The 20,548-nt window shown below is 37.6% G+C and carries 19 protein-coding genes; 9 read left to right on the top strand and 10 right to left on the bottom strand.

Annotation, left to right across the window (positions count from 1 at the left end; genetic code table 11):
* Positions 1 to 45: 45 nt before the first annotated feature.
* Positions 46 to 783, bottom strand: coding sequence for an electron transfer flavoprotein subunit beta/FixA family protein (locus AC1DNH_RS03985; RefSeq protein WP_477585935.1), 738 nt, complete (start codon positions 781 to 783; stop codon positions 46 to 48).
* A gap of 131 nt (positions 784 to 914) precedes the next feature.
* On the opposite strand from AC1DNH_RS03985, the gene AC1DNH_RS03980 reads away from it, so the two are divergent.
* Positions 915 to 1,250 (top strand): tetratricopeptide repeat protein, encoded by a 336-nt coding sequence (locus AC1DNH_RS03980; RefSeq protein WP_108198752.1) that lies wholly within the window; start codon positions 915 to 917, stop codon positions 1,248 to 1,250.
* 35 nt (positions 1,251 to 1,285) lie between these two features.
* Positions 1,286 to 2,503 carry a chromate efflux transporter gene (chrA, locus tag AC1DNH_RS03975; RefSeq protein WP_477585364.1) on the top strand — a complete coding sequence of 406 codons (1,218 nt, stop codon included), beginning with the start codon at positions 1,286 to 1,288 and terminating at the stop codon, positions 2,501 to 2,503.
* Between the two features lie 582 nt (positions 2,504 to 3,085).
* On the opposite strand, the gene dnaB is transcribed toward chrA, so the two are convergent.
* Positions 3,086 to 4,648 (bottom strand): replicative DNA helicase, encoded by a 1,563-nt coding sequence (dnaB, locus tag AC1DNH_RS03970; protein ID WP_029275163.1) that lies wholly within the window; start codon positions 4,646 to 4,648, stop codon positions 3,086 to 3,088.
* A 200-nt stretch (positions 4,649 to 4,848) separates the two neighbouring features.
* Between dnaB and rlmB the strand changes: the two genes are divergently transcribed.
* Positions 4,849 to 5,616: a 23S rRNA (guanosine(2251)-2'-O)-methyltransferase RlmB gene (rlmB, locus tag AC1DNH_RS03965; protein WP_477584723.1), complete on the top strand. Its 768-nt coding sequence runs from the start codon at positions 4,849 to 4,851 to the stop codon at positions 5,614 to 5,616.
* Positions 5,617 to 5,773: 157 nt separating this feature from the next.
* Here rlmB and AC1DNH_RS03960 read toward each other — a convergent pair whose 3' ends face one another.
* Both AC1DNH_RS03960 and AC1DNH_RS03955 read right to left on the bottom strand, forming a co-directional pair.
* A complete protein-coding gene (locus AC1DNH_RS03960; RefSeq protein WP_477584722.1) occupies positions 5,774 to 6,865 on the bottom strand; it encodes a mannose-1-phosphate guanylyltransferase in 1,092 nt (363 codons plus the stop codon).
* A gap of 15 nt (positions 6,866 to 6,880) precedes the next feature.
* Complete coding sequence (locus AC1DNH_RS03955; RefSeq protein ID WP_477625186.1) at positions 6,881 to 7,849, bottom strand: KpsF/GutQ family sugar-phosphate isomerase; 969 nt, start codon at positions 7,847 to 7,849, stop codon at positions 6,881 to 6,883.
* Between the two features lie 91 nt (positions 7,850 to 7,940).
* Here AC1DNH_RS03955 and recQ point away from each other — a divergent pair, with 91 nt between their 5' ends.
* The 3 genes from recQ (at position 7,941) to AC1DNH_RS03940 (ending at position 11,744) form a co-directional block, all read left to right on the top strand.
* Complete coding sequence (recQ, locus tag AC1DNH_RS03950; RefSeq protein WP_477625250.1) at positions 7,941 to 10,130, top strand: DNA helicase RecQ; 2,190 nt, start codon at positions 7,941 to 7,943, stop codon at positions 10,128 to 10,130.
* 82 nt (positions 10,131 to 10,212) lie between these two features.
* The gene (gene kdsA / locus AC1DNH_RS03945) at positions 10,213 to 11,025 is read left to right on the top strand and encodes a 3-deoxy-8-phosphooctulonate synthase (RefSeq protein WP_029275158.1); all 813 of its coding nucleotides are present in this window, start codon (positions 10,213 to 10,215) and stop codon (positions 11,023 to 11,025) included.
* A gap of 2 nt (positions 11,026 to 11,027) precedes the next feature.
* Positions 11,028 to 11,744 (top strand): YqjF family protein, encoded by a 717-nt coding sequence (locus tag AC1DNH_RS03940; RefSeq protein WP_477584905.1) that lies wholly within the window; start codon positions 11,028 to 11,030, stop codon positions 11,742 to 11,744.
* A gap of 114 nt (positions 11,745 to 11,858) precedes the next feature.
* Here AC1DNH_RS03940 and AC1DNH_RS03935 read toward each other — a convergent pair whose 3' ends face one another.
* Genes AC1DNH_RS03935 through AC1DNH_RS03920 form a run of 4 tightly spaced genes read right to left on the bottom strand, consistent with a single transcriptional unit; the run spans position 11,859 to position 15,148 of the window.
* The gene (locus AC1DNH_RS03935; RefSeq protein ID WP_477584906.1) at positions 11,859 to 12,275 is read right to left on the bottom strand and encodes a DUF6526 family protein; all 417 of its coding nucleotides are present in this window, start codon (positions 12,273 to 12,275) and stop codon (positions 11,859 to 11,861) included.
* 22 nt (positions 12,276 to 12,297) lie between these two features.
* Positions 12,298 to 12,588 carry a hypothetical protein gene (locus AC1DNH_RS03930; protein WP_477584907.1) on the bottom strand — a complete coding sequence of 97 codons (291 nt, stop codon included), beginning with the start codon at positions 12,586 to 12,588 and terminating at the stop codon, positions 12,298 to 12,300.
* 12 nt (positions 12,589 to 12,600) lie between these two features.
* Entirely contained in the window at positions 12,601 to 14,487 is a 1,887-nt protein-coding gene (locus AC1DNH_RS03925) for an OmpA family protein (RefSeq protein WP_477608950.1), read from the bottom strand.
* Between the two features lie 37 nt (positions 14,488 to 14,524).
* Positions 14,525 to 15,148, bottom strand: a complete 624-nt coding sequence (locus AC1DNH_RS03920; RefSeq protein ID WP_477608948.1) for a 7-carboxy-7-deazaguanine synthase QueE — start codon at positions 15,146 to 15,148, stop codon at positions 14,525 to 14,527.
* Positions 15,149 to 15,255: 107 nt separating this feature from the next.
* Here AC1DNH_RS03920 and AC1DNH_RS03915 point away from each other — a divergent pair, with 107 nt between their 5' ends.
* Positions 15,256 to 15,591, top strand: a complete 336-nt coding sequence (locus tag AC1DNH_RS03915) for a Rieske (2Fe-2S) protein (RefSeq protein WP_215128819.1) — start codon at positions 15,256 to 15,258, stop codon at positions 15,589 to 15,591.
* Positions 15,592 to 15,779: 188 nt separating this feature from the next.
* Here the strand turns inward: AC1DNH_RS03915 and AC1DNH_RS03910 are convergent, their stop codons facing one another.
* Positions 15,780 to 16,661, bottom strand: coding sequence for a bifunctional 5,10-methylenetetrahydrofolate dehydrogenase/5,10-methenyltetrahydrofolate cyclohydrolase (locus tag AC1DNH_RS03910; RefSeq protein WP_477608946.1), 882 nt, complete (start codon positions 16,659 to 16,661; stop codon positions 15,780 to 15,782).
* A gap of 85 nt (positions 16,662 to 16,746) precedes the next feature.
* The gene (gene lepA, locus AC1DNH_RS03905) at positions 16,747 to 18,534 is read right to left on the bottom strand and encodes a translation elongation factor 4 (RefSeq protein WP_215128815.1); all 1,788 of its coding nucleotides are present in this window, start codon (positions 18,532 to 18,534) and stop codon (positions 16,747 to 16,749) included.
* Between the two features lie 260 nt (positions 18,535 to 18,794).
* On the opposite strand from lepA, the gene AC1DNH_RS03900 reads away from it, so the two are divergent.
* Both AC1DNH_RS03900 and AC1DNH_RS03895 read left to right on the top strand, forming a co-directional pair.
* Complete coding sequence (locus AC1DNH_RS03900; protein ID WP_477584482.1) at positions 18,795 to 19,421, top strand: ATP-binding cassette domain-containing protein; 627 nt, start codon at positions 18,795 to 18,797, stop codon at positions 19,419 to 19,421.
* The gene (locus AC1DNH_RS03895; protein ID WP_477584483.1) at positions 19,421 to 20,518 is read left to right on the top strand and encodes a hypothetical protein; all 1,098 of its coding nucleotides are present in this window, start codon (positions 19,421 to 19,423) and stop codon (positions 20,516 to 20,518) included. The genes AC1DNH_RS03900 and AC1DNH_RS03895 overlap by 1 nt, the downstream gene beginning before the upstream one ends.
* The last annotated feature ends 30 nt before the right edge of the window (positions 20,519 to 20,548 follow it).

Here is a 20,548-nt window from a genome sequence, read left to right as displayed (position 1 = left end):
CTTAACAGGATGGTGTAAACGATTTGATTTATTGTGACTGAAAACTTAGATTACTTTAGCTTCGCTGTGAAGTAAACCGATTAACGATTCTGTTTGGTCGGCAGGAATTAACTTAACCGTTCCGCGCGGGGCAGGAGTTTCATATTTCGTAACCTTGGTTACTTCTTCAATAGCAACTGCATCTACTACAACCAATGGTTTTGTTCTGGCACTCATGATACCACGCATATTCGGTATTTTCGGTTCTGCCACACCTTCAGCACAACTTGCAACAAACTTACCAGAAACGGTTAAAACTTCTTTACCACCTTCAATTTCTCTTTCAATCGTTGCTGTATCACCGTCAACATCTAATTTTTTGATAATAGATACTGAAGGGATATCTAAAAACTCACCAACCATAGCAGCAACCTGATTACCATTATAATCGATAGACTCGCGACCGGTTAGAATAATATTGAAATCTTTATCTTTTGCATATTCCGCAATCTGTTTAGCCACAAAATAGGCATCTCTCGGTGCCGCATTAACCCTAACCGCATCATCTGCACCAATTGCAAGCGCTTTTCTAATGGTTGGATCGTTGCCTGCTTCGCCTACATTAATAACCGTTACCGTTCCTTTACCACCTTCGGTTAGCTCAATTGCCCTTGATAAAGCGATTTCATCGTATGGATTAACAATATATTGCACTCCTGACGTATTGAATTCGGTATTATCATTAGTAAAAGTTATTTTTGTCGTTGTGTCTGGCACATTACTGATACAAACTAATATTTTCATATGTTAATAGTGGTTTTTATTGCTATGAAGCTATCGCAAGCCGAAATTTTTAGCTCATGATAATTTCATATGTTATATGTTTATTATATAAGGTCTTTCTGCAAATTTAATTAAAAAAGCAAGGAAATAAAATGTCATCAACCCGTTTAAGTAAGTTATTGGAATTTTTAGAAAGCGATCCTAACGATCCTTTTATACTATATGCCTTAGCCACAGAGTATAACGCACAAAATGATAAGGAAAAAGCTTATTCTTTTTACCTTCAGTTAACCGATAAACACCCGGATTATGTTGGCACTTATTACCATTTGGGGAAATTGCTTGAAAAAGACGATCAAAAAGAGAAAGCTATAGCCATTTATCAGAAGGGAATGCAGGTAGCACGCAACAAAAGAGACATGCACGCTTTTTCTGAATTACAGGGCGCGTACAATACCGCTGCCGGATTAGATTATGAAGACGATTAGTTCAGTTAAAAGGTATCAATTTTCAGTTTGAGCTAATGCAAACAAAACCCATAGCTGCAAAAAAACAGTGGTTATTTATTAGAAACGTAATCTTTTTTACATTTACTTCTTTTGGAGGCGCACAAGCACACCTTGCTTTGTTGCTTAAATACTTTGTTCAGAGCACTAAGTTTATCTCTGAGGAAGAACTTTTAGAGTTAAATGCACTGGCACAGGTACTCCCCGGGCCAGCATCCACCCAAACCCTGGTTGGGATAGCCTGGAAAGTTGGAAAACTTAAACTGGCCATTATTACTTTCCTGATCTGGATTTTACCTACAGCAACCATAATGACCTTTGCTGCAATCAGTTATGCTTTACTGGATCAAAAACAAAAATTTAACGATATTTTAGAATATATCCAGCCAATTGCACTGGGTATTGTAGCTTATGGTGCATGGAAACTTGGTAAAAAGGTTTTATCCTCTCAGGTTTCTATATTCCTTGCCATTGCTTCGGTTATTGCCACATTAGTTTTAAGAAATGCTTATGTGTTTCCATTATCGATATTGATAGGCGGAATGATCTCTTCAGCCATCGAAACCCCAAAAGAGGAAGCAGAGTTAAGGGTTAAACTTTTTTCAAATATCAATCCTAAAAAACTGGTCTACTTTCTAGGTGCTTTACTTTTATTTGCCTTGGTAGGTGCAATTATAAACAGAACATCGCCCTTTAGTTTACCGATTCGTTTGCTCGAAAACTTTTATCGTAACGGAATATTGGTTTTTGGGGGCGGACAAGTGCTTGTTCCTTTGATGTTTACCGAGTTTGTAGAGATGAAACATTATTTGCCTTCATCTGGATTTTTATCAGGTTTTGCATTACAGCAGGCCTTACCTGGTCCAACATTTTCTTTTACGAGCTACTTAGGCGCATTAAGCATGAAGAATTTTGGTTACGGATTATGGGGCCAAATTTTAGGAGGATTGATTGGGGTTATCGGCATCAACTTACCCGGACTAATCCTCGTTTTATTTATTGTACCGTTTTGGGACGATCTGAAAAAGATCTCACGGATCCGTCATAGCCTTTCAGGAATCAATGCTGTTAGCGTTGGATTTATTATTGCTGCTTTTGTGCTACTCTTAATACCAATGGGCTTTAACTGGATATTTTTAGGGATTATGGTCGCTACATTTTTGTTGTTAAATTTTACTAAAGTTAGTCCACCTGTTATTGTATTGGCAGGTATATTAATTGGATATTTATTTTAGTATAAGATAAATATCAATATCGAGTTTATAGAAAAATTGTTAAAATTTGGAAAGCAAAGGCAGTAAACTTTGGGCTAATGCAGTCCCGCTATCACTGCTGCTCCGACGAAACCTGTGAAACAAGCAAGCACACAATAAAAAATAAAATATACAGTGCTTAAATCGGGAGCATTCGTTTTATCGGGTTTAGATTGGGTGGTTCTCTGCTACTAGGTCGGTTTTCCGTGCCAGTGCCTATAGTTTTTACACTTTATTGCATCTGAAATCCTTTTTTGTCATGCTTAGGGATAATTTATTGCATAAATTATAAATGACAGTAGTTTTTTTGATAGGATGTGAGGAATCGTCATTGCGACAAGGAACGACAAAGCAATCTTTCACGCTAGTGATCCTTGCCATAAAGATTGCTTCGAGGGCTGAAAAAGCCTCCTCGCAATGACGATTTTTCTATTTGGTCTGTCAATGTTAGCAGAAGTAGAAGGTAAAAAAGATTAACGCGTAAAGCACTTCAAAAAAGCTAAAATCTTCTACTATAAAGTAGAATAATTTTTACTAAGATTAACTGATAGTCATTGCCAATTCCTAAAACGGTGGATCATCATCATTATAGTCGTCCATTTTTGAAGGACGGATAATCACGTTGCTCTGTTTTTCAAAATCCTGTGATGGGTACATACCAGCTGAAGGATCAGCCGCAAATGAACTTGGCGGCGCATTAAAGTCTTCTTCCAAATCCGTAAACTTCACAAATTTACCCACGAATTTAAGTGGTACAATTCCAGTTTCACCGTTACGGTGTTTTGCAATGATAACCTCACCAATACCCGCTTGCGATCTTCCTTGCTCATCCTCGGTAATGCCGTAATATTCAGGGCGGTACAAGAATAATACCATATCCGCATCCTGCTCAATTGAGCCCGACTCACGTAAATCGGATAACATTGGCCGTTTTCCCTGTAAACCTGGTCTACTCTCTACCGCACGACTTAACTGCGATAGTGCGAGCACCGGAACATCAAGTTCTTTTGCAACCGATTTTAGCGCTCTCGATATACTACCAATTTCCTGCTCACGGTTACCACCACCTTTTCCTTCGCCTTTACCATGCATTAACTGCAAGTAATCGACAATTACCAATTGAATATCGTATTGTGATTTTAATCTTCTGCATTTTGCCCTGAACTCAAAAATGTTTAGTGCAGGCGTATCATCAATTAATAGGGGAGCTTCGGTTAAACGGCCAATTTTACTGTGTAACTGCTGCCATTCCCATTCCTGTAAATTTCCTTTCCTGATTTTTTCCTGCTCTATTTCTGCTTCTCCAGAAATCAAACGATTAACCAGCTGAACAGACGACATCTCTAACGAGAATACTACCGTTGGCTTTGCAAAATCGACGGTGGCATTTCTTGCACAGGTTAGTACGAAAGCCGTTTTTCCCATCGCCGGACGTGCAGCAATAATTACTAAATCCTGCTTTTGCCAACCACCAGTTATTCTATCTAGTCCCGTAAAACCAGTTGGCACACCAGTTAAACCATCGGTTTTGGTACGAAGCTCTTCAAGCGTAGCTAACGATTGTTTAATGATATCATCCATTTTCTGTGTATCTCTACGCAGGTTATTCTGGGCAATTTCGAAAAGTCCTTTTTCTGCCTGATCTAAGAGATCGAAAATATCAGTCGTATCTTCGTAGGCGTTTGTAATAATTTCGGTTGAGATCCTGATCAGTTCACGCTGAATATATTTCTGAGAAATAATACGTGCGTGAAACTCAATATTCGCTGCTGATGCAACTCTATTGGTTAAATTGGTAATGTAGTAGGCGCCACCAACCATTTCTAAAGAGCCTAACGTTCGCAGTTCTGCCGTTACTGTTAAGATATCAACGGGGCGCGATTTTTGAAATAGAATATGAATCGCTTCAAAAATTTTCTGGTGGGCAATGTTATAAAAAACCTCTGGTTTCAAAACATCAATTACAGCAGAAAGCGCATCTTTTTCGAGCATTAACGCTCCAAGAACTGCTTCCTCAAGATCTAATGCCTGAGGGGGAATTTTCCCCTGTGAACTTATAGTATTACTTAACCTGCTTTTTCTAGCAGTTATACTGTTCTTTCCGCCTTGTTCATTATCGATACTCATTCCACAAAAGTAATCAAATTTTGATGCGGTTGTTCGAATTAGTTACTAGCTGTTTGTTAACAAATTGAAGCATAATCAGATTAAATTTTATTGGATTTATGATGCCATATAAATTTTTAAACAATTAAATGTTAATAAGGCGCACATTGTTTAGGGCTAAAACATTTTATTTGAATACTTTTGCCTAACAATTTCAAAACATGGATAATTTTAGAAGACCGCAACGCGCAAAAGAGAATAATGAGTTTGTATTCGGCATCAGGGCTGTAATAGAAGCCGTTAAAGCAGGAAGAGACATTGAAACCATTTACCAGCAACGCGGTCTGGGCGGTGAACTTTTTTTAGAATTAAAAGCCCTTCTAAAAGATACTTTGATTCCCTTAAATTCGGTTCCAATCGAGAAGCTGAACCGGATGTCGCAGAAAAACCATCAAGGTGTAATTGCGGTTATTTCGCCGATTACCTACCAGAATATTGAAGACATTATTCCAACCGTTTTCGAAAAAGGTGAGGTTCCATTAATTTTGGTTTTAGATAGCGTTACCGATGTGCGTAACATGGGTGCGATTGCACGTACGGCCGCCTGTGTAGGGGTGCATGCCATTGTAGTTCCTTTAAAAAATGCTGCGCAGATCAATGCTGATGCCATTAAAACCTCGGCAGGTGCCTTATTCAGTATTCCGATTTGTCGCCATGCTAACCTGCACAAAACCTGTTTGTTTCTACAAGAAAGTGGTTTGCAGGTTGTAGCCTGCACCGAAAAAACCAGTGATTTTATTTATGCGCCAGATTATACCATGCCTACGGCAATTGTAATGGGATCGGAAGATGAAGGAATTTCTAACGATCTTTTAAGGGTAGCCGATCACCTGGCTAAAATACCAATGGCCGGAAAAATCGAATCGTTAAATGTTTCTGTTGCTGCTGGGGTAATATTATATGAGGCCGTTAGACAAAGAACAGTTTAGGTAAGCGGGTTAATAATATCAATAGCTATTAGCTTCATCCCATCGCGCTTCGTCTTCCTAAACTTTTTTTAGGATCTTACGCAAGGGGTAAGATGGAAAATATAAAATGGATGATGAAAACTATGTTACATCATCCATTTTACATTTCATGTATCTATTAAATGAATTTATTTCCAAATCTTGATTTAACTTCGGCTACAAATTCTTTAACCTTTTGTTCTTCATTTCTTGGGCAGATCATTAGCATATTATTGTTTTCCACAACAATGTAATCGTGCAGCCCCTGTAGGATAACCAATTTATCTTCTGGAACATTTACCATACAGTTTGATGAATCGAACATCAGTACCTGTTGTGACGGGATAACGGCATTACCCACATAATCTTTCTCTGCCATCTCATAAATAGAGGCCCAGGTTCCTAAATCAGACCAGCCGAAATCAGATGGAAGTACGTAAACATTTTCTGCTTTTTCCATAATCCCAAAATCTATTGAAATGTTGGTGCATTGGAAATAAGCATTATTGATAAAATCTTTTTCGCCAGCTTTATTCAACTCAGATCTGCCGATATTAAATATCTCGTACATGTCTGGAAGGTGTTTCTCGAAAGCATTCAGTATCGCCTTGGCCGACCAGATAAAGATCCCTGCATTCCACAAGAAATCGCCACTTTGCAAGAATGATTTTGCCAATTCTAAATTTGGCTTTTCGGTAAAGGTTTTAACTTTATGCAGATCAGTATCGGTGTTGAGCACGTAATCTGTATGCTGAATATAACCGTAACCTGTATCCGGGCGGTTTGGTTTAATACCCAAAGTGATTAAACAATCATTTTTCGAGGCAGCCTCTAAAGATTGCCCAATAGATGCTATAAAGCCATCAATATCTGCGATGGTATGATCAGAAGGAGCAACAACAATCGTTGCATTAGGGTTTAACTCGGCAATTTTTAAACTTCCATAAGCAACACAAGGGGCTGTATTTCTCATTAAAGGCTCAGCCAAAATCTGGTTATCTGTTAATTGCGGTAATTGCTCTTTAATTAAATCTGAATAAATTTCGTTGGTAACGATAAATATATTTTCAGGAGGACAGATGTTTAGGAATCTTTCGTAAGTACTTTGAATCAGGGTTTTTCCAACACCGAAAAAATCGATAAACTGTTTTGGATATTCCGTTCTGCTTACTGGCCAAAAGCGACTTCCGACGCCACCGGCCATAATTAATGCATAATAATCTTTATTCATTTTTTATTTTAAAAATTACACTATGCCTTCGTTAAGGAGATCGTGTAAATGGATAATGCCAAAGTAAGTATTTTGTTCTAGAACTAGCAACTGTGTAATGTTATTTTGCTTAATAATATCTAAAGCATCAACCGCTAAAGCATCAAATTGTATGCTCTTTGGCGTTCTGCCCATTATATCTTCGGCTTTTAAGTTTGCAATAGAATTGTTATTTTCTAACATCCGCCTTATATCACCATCGGTAATGATGCCAAGTACTTTATCATCGCTATCAACAACAACAACTGCACCCAAACGGTTTTTACTAATTTCTATTAACACATCTTTAACCGATGCGGATGGGTGTATGGAAGGTTTCTCATTAGACAAAGCCAAATCCCGGGCTTTTAAATAGAGTTTTTTACCTAATGATCCACCTGGATGATATTTCGCAAAGTCGGATTCATTAAAATCTCTGCACTCCAATAAACAAATAGCTAAGGCATCGCCCAATGCCAATTGCGCCGTTGTACTGGTAGTGGGGGCCAAATTATGCGGACAGGCTTCTTTTTCGAAAGAAGTGTTCAAAATCAGATCGGCCTGTTCGGCTAAAAAAGAATTCAGTTCACCAACCATCCCGATGAGCAGATTGCCAGATGTTTTCAACAAGGGGGTAAGCACTTTTATTTCTGGCGTGTTTCCACTTTTAGAGAGGCAGATTACAATATCATCTACCTGGATCATCCCCAGATCGCCATGAATAGCATCTGCGGCATGCATAAAAATAGCAGGCGTACCTGTTGAATTAAAAGTAGCTACCATTTTTTGTGCAATGATTGCACTCTTTCCTATACCAGTAACAATTACCCGTCCTTTGCCATGTAAAATGCTTGATACGACTTTTTCAAAATCGCCATTAATATTCTTTGCAACATTTAATATTGCTGCTGCCTCAAGCTCTAATGTGCTTACAGCCGATTGGATTATTGATTTTTTACTTTTCAAAGAGAAAATAATTGTCTGTTAATACTTGAAATTCTTGTAAAATTATGTTATTTTGGATACAAAAATAGCATCGCATATTTTATTACACAAAATGGACGTGAAAAAGTCGTTATTTGATAACCTACAAAATTTCTTCGGGTTTGACAATTTCAAAGGTGATCAGGAGTCGATCATTACAAATATTTTAGAAGGCAATAACACATTTGTTATTATGCCAACAGGCGGAGGGAAGTCTATTTGCTATCAGTTACCCGCTTTAATGAGTGAGGGGACAGCAATTGTAATTTCTCCACTAATTGCATTGATGAAAAACCAGGTTGACCAATTAAGGGCCTTTGGTGGAAATGACAGTATTGCTCACTTTCTTAATTCATCCCTAAATAAATCTGAAATTACTCAAGTTAAATCTGATCTTTTAAGCGGTCAGACTAAGTTATTGTATGTTGCGCCAGAGTCTCTGGCGAAGCAGGATAATATTGAATTTTTAAATCTGATTAAAATCTCTTTCGTTGCCGTTGATGAAGCGCATTGTATCTCTGAATGGGGGCACGATTTCAGGCCAGAATATCGTAAGATTAAACAGGTTATTGCAGGATTGGGGAATAACATTCCAATTATTGCATTAACCGCAACTGCTACGCCAAAAGTACAGCAGGATATTATGAAGAATCTTGGAATGACGGAAGCAACGTTGTTTAAATCGTCATTTAACAGGCCCAACTTATTTTACGAAATCCGACCTAAAAGAGACATCACCAAAGAAATTATTAAGTACATCAAATCTAATCCGGGCAAATCTGGGATTATTTACTGTCTTAGCCGTAAAAAGGTTGAGGAAGTGGCAGAAGCATTGAATCTGAATGGAATTAGTGCCTTGCCTTATCATGCGGGGTTAGACCCAAAGGTTAGGGCTGAAACGCAGGATAAATTTTTGATGGAAGATGCTGAGGTTATTGTAGCAACCATTGCCTTTGGTATGGGGATAGATAAACCCGATGTTCGCTTTGTGATTCACCATGACGTACCTAAAAGTATGGAGGGTTATTACCAGGAAACTGGCAGGGCCGGACGTGATGGTGGCGAAGGCGTGTGTATTGCTTTCTACGCTCAAAAAGACGTAGACAAGCTGGCTAAATTTATGAAAGATAAACCAGTTTCGGAACGTGAAATTGGCACGCAGATATTAAAAGAAGTGATCGATTATGCTGAATCTGGCGTATGCCGACGTAAGCAGATCCTTCATTATTTCGGTGAAAACTTTAACGAAACGGGCTGTAACTGCATGTGTGATAACTGTAAAAAGCCTAAAAAGCAATTTGATGCAGAAAGTCAATTGTCGACAGTTTTGAAATTTATCGAAAAATCAGGCGAAAAATTTGATGATGCACACTTGTTAAATGTATTTTTAGGTTTAGAAACCGCTCAAACCATTGCTTACGAACACAGTAAGATTCCTGAATTTGGAAGCGGTAAAGAAGAAGGCGAGCTGATGTGGAAATCGATTATCCGCCAGGCTGTTTTAAATAATTACCTTTTTAAGGACATTGACAATTACGGTTTATTAAAATTAACCAAACAGGGAAGAGATTTTATTATCAACCCCTATAGCCTTAAATTCATACTAAACGAACCAATAGAGAACGGTGCTGATGACGATGACGATGATGTAAAGCAAGGTACAGGTGCTTTAGATACCCATCTTTTATCATTGCTTAAAGAGCTACGTAAAAAAATTGCGAAGCAAAAAAGTGTTCCACCATTCGTAGTTTTCCAGGATCCATCTTTAGAGGAAATGTGTACACATTACCCGATTACGACGGAAGAGCTTCGCCAGATTTCTGGTGTAGGTTCGGGTAAAGCGATGAAATTTGGGACACCTTTTATCGAATTGATCAAAAAATATGTCGAGGATAACGATATCGAACGTCCAATCGATTTGATTATTAAAACTCAGGCCAATAAATCGCAGATGAAGGTTTCGATCATTCAAAATATCGACAGGCAGATTGGTTTGGAAGATATTGCCGATTCGAAAGGCATCACCTATGAAGAAATTCTCAAAGAAGTAGAATCGATTGTAAACTCTGGTACTAAACTTAACCTAAACTATTTCATTGATGAAGTAATTGATGATGATAGACAGGATGAAGTATTTGACTATTTCAGAGCTGCTGAAAGCGATTCTATCGATGAAGCGCTTAACGAGTTAGGCGAAACCGATTATACCCGCGAAGAAATTCAATTGATGCGGATTAAATTCATGTCAGAACTAGGAAATTAAAAATTAGGTGTGAGATAGGAGAAGCTAGATTTGAGATAAACTCAGATCTTATATCTTATGTCTCACATCCCACATCTCAACTATGCTTAACTATTTAGATAAATTAAAAAATACAGATTCGGGAAATTTCTTTTTAATGGCTGGTCCATGCGCTATTGAAGGCGAGGATATTGCCATGAGAATTGCCGAAAAGATTATTACAATTACTGATAAACTTCAGATCCCATATATTTTTAAAGGTTCGTACCGAAAAGCAAATAGGAGCAAAGGAAGTTCTTTTACCGGCATTGGCGATGAAAAAGCTTTGCGCATTTTAGAAAGGATTGGTAGAGAATTTGGCGTGCCAACAGTTACCGATATCCATGAAAGTGGTGAGGCCGCAATGGCAGCTGCTTATGTTGATGTATTGCAGATCCCTGCATTTTTATGTCGCCAAACTGATTTATTAATTGCTGCCGCCGAAACTGGAAAAGTAGTAAACGTTAAAAAAGGTCAGTTCCTTTCTGCAGGTTCTATGAAGTTTGCGGTTGAGAAAGTAAAAGAAGCCGGAAACAACAAAGTTATTTTAACAGATAGAGGTAATACTTTCGGTTATCAGGATCTGATTGTTGATTACCGTGGTTTACCCGAAATGCAGGGTTTCGGCGTTCCGGTAGTAATGGATTGCACACATTCCCTACAACAACCTAATCAAAGTAGTGGTGTTACTGGTGGTAAGCCAGAATTGATTTCGACTATCGCTAAAGCAGCAATTGCAGTAGGAGCAGATGGTTTATTTATCGAAACACACCCTGATCCTGCAAATGCAAAATCAGATGGTGCCAATATGTTACATTTAGACCTGTTGGAAGAAACTTTAACCAAACTGATCCGAATCAGACAAGCTATATTATAATCTTGAACAGTCCGAAAGTATTTCTTACTGCAGAATGGCGTAAACTGGCTTTGGCACAATATGCTGTAGATAAAGAAATACTTTCGAAATACCTCCCTCCACAAACCGAACTAGATGATTGGCAAGGTAAATATTATGTGAGTTTAGTCGGCTTTATGTTTGTTGATGTTAGGCTGCGAGGCTTTAATATTCCATTTCACACTAATTTCGAAGAGGTTAACTTAAGATTTTATGTCAAATTTAAGGATGGAGATACGTGGAAAAGAGGCGTGGTATTTATTAAAGAATTTGTACCCAAGCCTGCCATCACCTTTGTAGCCAACACCATTTATAAGGAGAATTACCAAACATTTCCGATGAAACATGTTTGGATTGAACAAGAACATCAGCTTGAGGTAGATTATCGCTGGAAGAACCGAACCTGGCATAATTTTTCAGTTATAGCTTCTTCAAAGGCAGAAGAAATACGGATTGGTAGCGAAGAAGAATTTATTACAGAGCATTATTGGGGTTATACTAAAATTGGAGCGAATAAAACATCTGAATACGGTGTTGAACATCCGCGCTGGCAAATTTATTCGGTAAAAGACTATAAAATTGATGTCGATTTTGGAATTAACTACGGAAATGATTTTTCTTTTTTAAACGATGCTAAGCCTGATTCTGTATTCCTGGCTGGAGGCTCTGAAATAAGGGTACTAAAAGGGAAGAAGTTTTAATACGGCAAATATTCTTGTCATTCTGAATGCAATGAAGAATCTTTATTAAATAAATTTCAACTTGTGTTTCATAAGCGGAGGATTCTTCACTAAGTTCAGAATGACAAGTCACCGTTATATCCTATGATAGTCTCCGCGCCAATTTTTAATGACTTTCTTAATCTCATCAGGAGATAACTTATCAGCCACAGCTTTATCAACCAAAGCCAAATATTCTTCATCACCAGCAAAACGCAAAGCCATAATTTGCCCCATTCTCAGCTCACTCGGAAGTGCTTTACCAGTAAGAATGTAATAACGCAACTTTTCTTCGGCTCTTGCAGCTCTGTCCTGTGCCTTAAGTGCAAACATCCGTGCCATTACAGCTATAATGGCAATCAGGAAGAATGCAAGCACAAGCAAGCCCGTAATTATAGTAGGTACGGCTATGCAACAATAAATGGCAAAACCTAATCCTAAAACCGCTAAGGGTATTGTGAAAAAATGAAAAGGTGGATAAAATCTCTTATGGTTTCCGTAATGCTGAGACATTTTTATTTTTCATTAAGTTGTACTACTTCTTCTTGTTCCTTGAGATTTGAAGCACATTTTTAATGTGCGAGGCAACCGCTGCGCTTTGAATATTTTCTCCAGTTTCGATATAGCGATTTACTGGTCCACCACATTTAAAACAAAAGCCTTTTAAAATAATATCATTTAATTTATTTAAATAAGGTTTATAATTCGTAATGGTAGACATCTTTTTACATCCAGTACAATAGCAGCTTTCTAGTATAAGATTTAGGTGCTTATATTGCTCTAACATAATAATTTCTATATCGTAATCTTCAATTTCTATTTCCATAAAATTTGCCAATTATATTTTAGTAATTACAAACGATGTTCTACGATTGTTTTTCCTACCTGATTCAGTTTTATTATCAGCGATCGGTTTACTTGCTCCAAATCCTTTAAAAGTAAGTCTTTTAGCATCAATACTATTTTTAATCAGGTATTCATAAACAGCATTTGCCCGGTTAAATGATAATTTCTCATTCAGCTTGTCATCGCCAACATTATCGGTATGACCCTGAATCTCAATCTGTACGTTTTCGTTTTGGTGCAAAAAATCGATAAGTAGATCCAGTTCACGGATAGAGGCGGGCAAAAGATTAAACTTATTGGTATCGAAGAAAATGTTTCTTAAGGTTACATTTCCACCTTGCTTTATTTTTTCGATGTAAACTTCAATCTGGTAAGGTTTATTGATATCTCCTGCCTTGAGCTCAAAGTTTTCAGAGTAAAACATGTAACCTTCGGCATTTACATTAAACAGATAATTACTCCCAACAGGCATTACCGCTAAAAACTGACCCGTTTCTGGATCAGTATAATCGTCGAAAACAGTTTTATTGCTTTTCAGATCAACCACCTGAACATTACTTTCGATCGTTTTTTTAGTATCCCGGTCTCTTACAATTCCTTTCACATAAGAAACCTTCAGCGGTTTAGCTACTTCAGGAATTCCAAAGCTATAAATATCCTGTAAGCCAAAACCTCCTTTTAAATTCGAAGAAAACAATCCGAAATTTCCATCGGCACTTACTACCAAACCACTTTCATCTTCGAAAGAATTGATCGGATAACCGATATTAATTGGCTTTTGCCACTTGCCATCATTATCCATTCTACTATAATAAATATCTTTGTTTCCAAAACCTGGCCAACCATCAGAAGAAAAATACAAAGTTCTTCCATCAGCATGTAAAAATGGTGTATTTTCATCATAGACCGTGTTGATATCAGGCCCAAGGTTAATGGCAGGTCCCCATTTAGCATCATCGGTAATGGTGCTTTTCCATATGTCGTACCCTCCTGAGCCACCGGGTCTGTTGCTTATAAAATACAAGGTTCTTCCGTCAGGACTGATTGCTGGTTGTGATTCCCAATATTCTGAATTAACGGGTTTCCCAACGTTGTAAGGTTCGCCCCAATCTTTTCCCTCACGGTGTGAAACATAAATATCACACCTACCCAGGCCATCTGGTCGGTTGCATCCCGTAAAAAAAAGGTACTTCCCGTCAGGTGAAATGGTTTGGGCTCCTTCATTGTATCGAATAGTATTTATTTTGCTGGATAAAGGAATAGCGGCACCCCATTTACTGCTTTTAAGCTGTGATGTCCAGAAATCTTCATTACCATTTACCTGGCGGGTAAAAACCAAGTTTTCGCCATCAGCAGTTAGAGAAGGAAAGTACTCAGCATTGGTTGTATTTACACCTTCACCTAAATTTGCTGGACTATATTTTACGGGTTTATTGATTGTTATGGCGGCGAAATCACAATCTAAAAGATATTTCTTTGCTCTTTTTGCTCTATCAGATGAAGGATCTAATGTTAAAAATTCACTAAAATGCTGTTTCGATTTTAAATAATCCTGAGTTGCAAATTCGGTTTCAGCCAAGCCGTAAATTACAGCCGGAGCTACAATTTTATTGATCAATATGGCTTTTTCGTAAGCTGCTTTGGCTTCAGCATACTTTTTTTGTGCTTTATAAACGCCAGCAAGCACAATGTAGGCATTCTGAAATAACGGATCAGCTTCAACCGCACTTTTTAATACCTGTTCGGCAGCAGCATAATCTAATTTGTCAATAAATGGGCCGGATTTTTCAAAAAAAACCTGTGCTTTTTTATTTAGGGAACTTTGCCCAAAACAATAAATACTCAGTATGCTAAAGAAGAGGACTAAACGAAATTTCATTACATTAACATTTGGTTATAAAGCTAATGTATTGTTTTTAAGGAATATTTAAAAATTTGTGTGTTTGCAAAGAAATTTCCCATTTTGGGTTTGCCATTACATAATCAATAATTAATGGTGTAATTTCTTTTGATTTAGACCATTCTGGCTGCAGATATAATTTACAGGCAGGAGACACCATAGCCGCGTATTCTTCAGCCCATTTAAAATCGCTTTTGTTAAAAACGATCACCTTTAATTCGTGCGCAAAAGGTGTAATATCTGGTCTTGGTGCTTTAAATTTCTTTGGTGATAAACAGATCCAGTCCCAATTTCCAGAAAGTGGGTAGGCACCAGATGTTTCGATAAAGGTAAGAATACCTCTTTCTTTTAATTTGTTGGTTAAATAATCAAGGTTATAAATCAAAGGTTCGCCACCTGTAATTACAACAGCCTTACCCGGAAATTTATCGGCGTTTTCAACAATTATATCCGAAGCCGTAAGTGGATGCATTTCGGCATCCCAGCTTTCTTTCACATCGCACCAATGGCAGCCTACATCGCAGCCCCCTAAACGGATAAAATAAGCTGCTTTACCAGTATTAAATCCTTCGCCCTGTATGGTATAAAATTCTTCCATTAAAGGAAGTAATGTGCCGTCTTCTGGTATGTCTTGTTTCATTTTTGAGGATGCAAATATCCAAAAAAAATATGGTGATGCTGTTCCTCKTTTGAAATTTAATGTAAAGATGAAATAAGACTGATATTTATTTGCTGTATTTTAGCTGCATGAAGTGGTTTAAGGCGTTAAATAATAATCAAATTCCCCGTCCTGATACAATTAAAACAATAGAAGTTGCGGGAAAACAAATTTGTTTGATTAACAATGAAGACAAAATTACCGCAACCCAATCGCATTGTCCGCATGCTGGGGGTCATTTTAGTGGTGGCTGGTGCAAAAACGGGCATCTGGTTTGTCCAATCCATCGGTACGAATACAGTTTAACCACGGGAAGGGGAGCAGAGGGACAAGGTGATTATATCAATATCTATCCAACTGAGTTGCGCGAGGATGGCCTCTATATCGGTTTTGAAGAAAGCTGGTGGAGTAAACTTTGGAGTTGATTTTTAACCACAGCCTAAAAGGATGAACACAGATGAATTATATTGGTTCATTATCATATGTTCATTGGTAAAGCAAATTGGCTATTGTAAGCTGGGTATTGGCTAACCGCTTTTCAATTAACAAAAAAGCGATTCAATCTTCTTGAACCGCTTTTCCTTCTTTAGTCTTTAAGCTTTCACCTTTAGGCTTAAGAATATATCTCTTTCCTAGCTGATGCTAACGTGTTTTTTAATAGACCAACAATAGTCATTAAACCCACACCACCAGGAACAGGCGTAATGTAAGAAGCTTTGGGTGCTACGTTTTCGAAATCTACATCACCATATAACTTAAAGCCGGATTTGGTTTCAGCAGAAGTTTCGCGGTTAATACCTACATCGATAATAATGGCACCAGGTTTAACCATATCGGCAGTAACAAAATTCTTTTTACCAATAGCGGCAATCACAATATCTGCTTGGAGAACCTGTTCTTTTAAATCTTTAGTACGAGAATGGGTAAGTGTTACAGTACAATTGCCAGGGTTGGCATTGCGGGCCATTAAAATGCTCATTGGGCTACCCACAATATTACTACGACCAACAACCACACAGTGCATTCCGGTAGTATCGATATTGTATTCCTGCAGCATCAATAAAATACCATAAGGTGTAGCCGGGATAAAGCAAGGCAGGTTGCGCATCATTCTACCCAAATTTACCGGGTGAAATCCATCAACATCTTTACGGTGATCGATCTTTTCGGTAACCTTCTCCGGATCGATGTGTTTTGGCAAAGGCAATTGAACAATTAATCCGTCTACATCATCATCCTGGTTAATTTCTTCAATTTTCGCCAATAATTCAGCTTCAGTTACCGAGTTATCATATCTATGTAACGATGATTTAAAACCAACTTTTTCGCAGTTTTTCATCTTACTGGCCACATAGGTTTCGCTTCCTCCATCGTTACCAACTAAAATAGCAACTAGGTGTGGCTTGCGACCACTTTTATTTAAAAATTCGGCAGCTTCTTCTGCAATTTGAACTTTAACTTTTTCTGATACGTATTTACCGTCTAATAATTTCATTCTAAAAGATGTGAGAAATGAGATTTGAGATCTGAGATCGAACAAATTGTCTAATGTCTCATATCTATCATCTCATATCTAATTTTTAATCTAATTTCAAAACCGCCATAAATGCACTTTGTGGAATCTCTACGTTTCCAACCTGGCGCATACGTTTTTTACCCTTTTTCTGCTTTTCCAATAACTTACGTTTACGGGAAATATCACCACCGTAACATTTAGCCGTTACATCTTTACGTAAAGCACTCAGTGTTTCGCGGGCAATAACTTTAGCGCCAATTGATGCCTGTATTTTAATCTCGAATTGTTGACGAGGGATTAACTCTCTTAATTTCTCACAGATTTTCTTTCCAAAATCGTAAGCATTGCTACGGTGAATCAGTGAGGATAACGCATCAACAGGCTCATCGTTTAACAATAAATCAAGGCGTACCAAATCAGATTTGCGGTAACCAATTTGGTGATAATCAAACGAAGCATATCCTTTAGAAAGTGTTTTTAACCTGTCATAGAAGTCAAATACGATTTCGGCCATTGGCATTTCGAAAACCAATTCAACCCTGTCTGATGTTAGATATGATTGATTAATAATCGCTCCCCGTTTTTGGATACAAAGCGACATTATTGGACCAACAAAGTCAGCCTTGGTAATAATATTTGCTTTAATATAAGGTTCTTCAACCGAATCCAATTTACTTGGATCTGGCAAATCAGATGGGTTATTTACAATAAACTCATCACCTTTTGTAGTGTGTGCAATGTACGATACGTTGGGAACCGTTGTAATTACAGTCATATCGAACTCGCGTTCTAAACGCTCCTGGATAATCTCCATATGCAGCATTCCTAAGAAACCACAACGGAAACCAAAGCCTAATGCCGCAGAACTCTCAGGTTCGAAAACGATAGAAGCATCATTCAACTGCAACTTGTGCATGGCTTCGCGCAGCTCCTCAAATTCATCCGTATCAACAGGGTAAATTCCAGCAAAAACCATTGGTTTCACCTCTTCAAAACCTTGAATCGAATCAAGCGATGGTCTGGTAACAGTTGTAATTGTATCACCCACTTTTACCTCTCTGGCTTCTTTAATACCAGAAATAATGTACCCCACATCTCCGGTTTTTACCACATTACGTGGTGACATATCCAGTTTCAGAATTCCAACCTCATCAGCCAGATATTCTTTGCCAGTATTAATGAATTTTACTTTGTCGCCTTTTTTAATTTCGCCGTTTACTACTTTATAATAAGCAATAATTCCCCTGAATGAGTTAAAAACAGAGTCGAAAATCAAAGCTTGCAAAGGTGCTTCTGGGTCACCAACCGGAGCTGGAACACGGTCTACAATGGCCTGGATAATATCAGGAATACCCATTCCGGTTTTACCCGATGCAGGAATAATATCTTCTCGTTTACATCCAATTAAATCAATAATCTGGTCTTTTACTTCCTCTGGCATTGCCCCAGGTAAATCCATTTTATTTAAAATCGGAATAATTTCAAGGTCGTGTTCAAGTGCTAAATATAAGTTCGAAATGGTCTGTGCCTGAATACCTTGCGAAGCATCAACGATAAGTAATGCACCCTCGCAGGCTGCGATGGAACGCGAAACTTCGTACGAAAAATCTACGTGTCCAGGTGTATCAATCAGGTTGAAATTATATTCAATATCACCAACTTTATAGTTCATTTGTATGGCATGACTTTTAATTGTTATGCCTCTCTCACGCTCTAAATCCATGTTATCGAGCAATTGTGCCTGCGCCTCACGCTTTGAAATTGTCTCGGTATATTCTAATAACCTATCAGCCAGGGTGCTCTTGCCATGGTCAATATGTGCAATAATGCAAAAATTACGTATATGCTTCATCTTTGCGCAAAGATATGCTTTTTAAGGTAATTTTTAATCTAGAAAATTCTACCCCAAACACTTTGATTTGAAAAGCAAATACAGTGGCTTTTCTGTTACTACAATCCTGCTTTCCACTTTACTCCGTTGCACTCCGTGTACGTTCCAATCGGGGTTATTTTATCAGAGATGGTTTGCTTTTGTTACTTTTCCGGCAAGATGCCTCAGTAAGTAACAAATCTGGCATAACGAAATCTAAAACAGAACTAAAATCAAACATCTTGCTCAGCTTAACCAACATCAATAAAAAATATGGCAGCCATGAAGTATTAAACTTTGGCGAATGGAAAATCGATAACGGAATCCATTGGTTAAAAGGAGGGAACGGAACTGGTAAATCGACCTTATTTCGGATTATATCAGGACAGATTCCATTCAAAGGCGAAGTAATACTCAATGAAATAAACCTTAAAAATGAACCCATAAAATTCCGTTCGAAAATTAGCTTTGCCGAAGCCGAACCACAGTACCCATTATTTGTAACAGGGCAGGAACTGATCAATTTTTATGTTGAAACAAGAAAAGCAGAGGGTAAACAAGCCGAAGACCTTGCTGCTAATTTCGAAATGGCAGCCTTTCTTGACAATAAAATTGGTAGTTATTCGAGTGGGATGCTCAAAAAGCTTTCTTTGATCTGTGCATTTATTGGTAGCCCTGATTTGTATATTTTAGACGAACCGTTGATTACCATTGATGTGGCTTCGGCAGATAAATTGTATCAGTTGATCAAGGAAAAAGCAGTACAGGGAAAGAGTTTTCTTTTATCATCGCACCAGGAAGTTAGCACCGATAAACTAAAATTGGAGACCATATTTCAGATCGTTGACAAACAAATCATTCAACTATAATGCTGAAATTACTAATCAATAGCTTAGCCAAAGAATTTTACCAGCAACACGCAGGATTTTTTCTGGTAGGCATTTATATTTTATTCGGTGTGGTAGAGCCTTCACAATTAATTGGCTACCAAAAGGCCTTGTTATTAGCAGGTATTTCATCGCCTGTTGGAATTGCTATTGTATTTGTTTCATGGTTTTTATACGCCGCAAAAGTTCATTTCTTTATTAAACAAAAATTAGCATCAGCCAAGTATAATTTTATTAAAGAAACAGCTGCTCTGAAAAAAAATATGCAGCTAAAATTGTGGCTAAGATTATATTTTACCATCCTCATACCGGTTATTATTTATGTTTTTCTGCTTATTGGTTTAAGCATCAATTACAGTCTTTTTATTAGTGCCATTTGTATCCTGATTGTTTTTTCGGCTTTAATTTTTGGCTTATCGTGGCTAACTTATCAATCGGTAACATTAAGTTTTTTAATTAATGAAAAGGAACCGGTTCGTTTTGGAATAAAATTTAAAAAACCATTCTTCAGCTGGCCATTATTCCATTTACTCAAAGAACAACCCTTAATGTTATTGATGTGTAAGCTGTTGTCATTTGTTTTCTTTAAAGCAATGCTGTGGATGTTTGCAGATGTTGGCTACGATATACGTGTATTATTAGTTGCTTTATTGGCATCTGTTTTATGCCATGCAGTTTTGATTTTTACTTTGCTAAAATTTGAAACTGAATACATGAATTTCAGCAAGAGTCTTCAGCTATCAATCAATAAAAGGATATTCAACTGGTTATTAATTTTCGCCATCATATTAATCCCCGAATGGATATTTTTGATTTCAGCCGCTCACCTTAACCTCTATGCGATAGCCAATGGGCTTCTGTTTAGTTTATCCGGGCTATTTTTCCTATTGGCGTTAGTGTATATCGTTCGGTTAGATATGGACAATTACCTCAAATGGTTGCTGTTTTTCTTTTTTATTGCCATGTGGTCAATCCTTGCGCATTATTATCTTTTGTTCAGTTTGGTGTTGTTAGCCGGTTGTATTTTATACTACTTGTTTATGTTTAATAAAATCGATCTGAAGGGGATGGAAGAATAAGAATTTTAACCACAGATATTCATAGATAAT

The sequence above is a fragment of the Pedobacter sp. 01N310 genome, assembly GCF_056399805.1.
The sequence above is the reverse complement of the archived record's forward strand: the minus strand, read 5'-3'. Positions and strand labels throughout refer to the sequence as shown.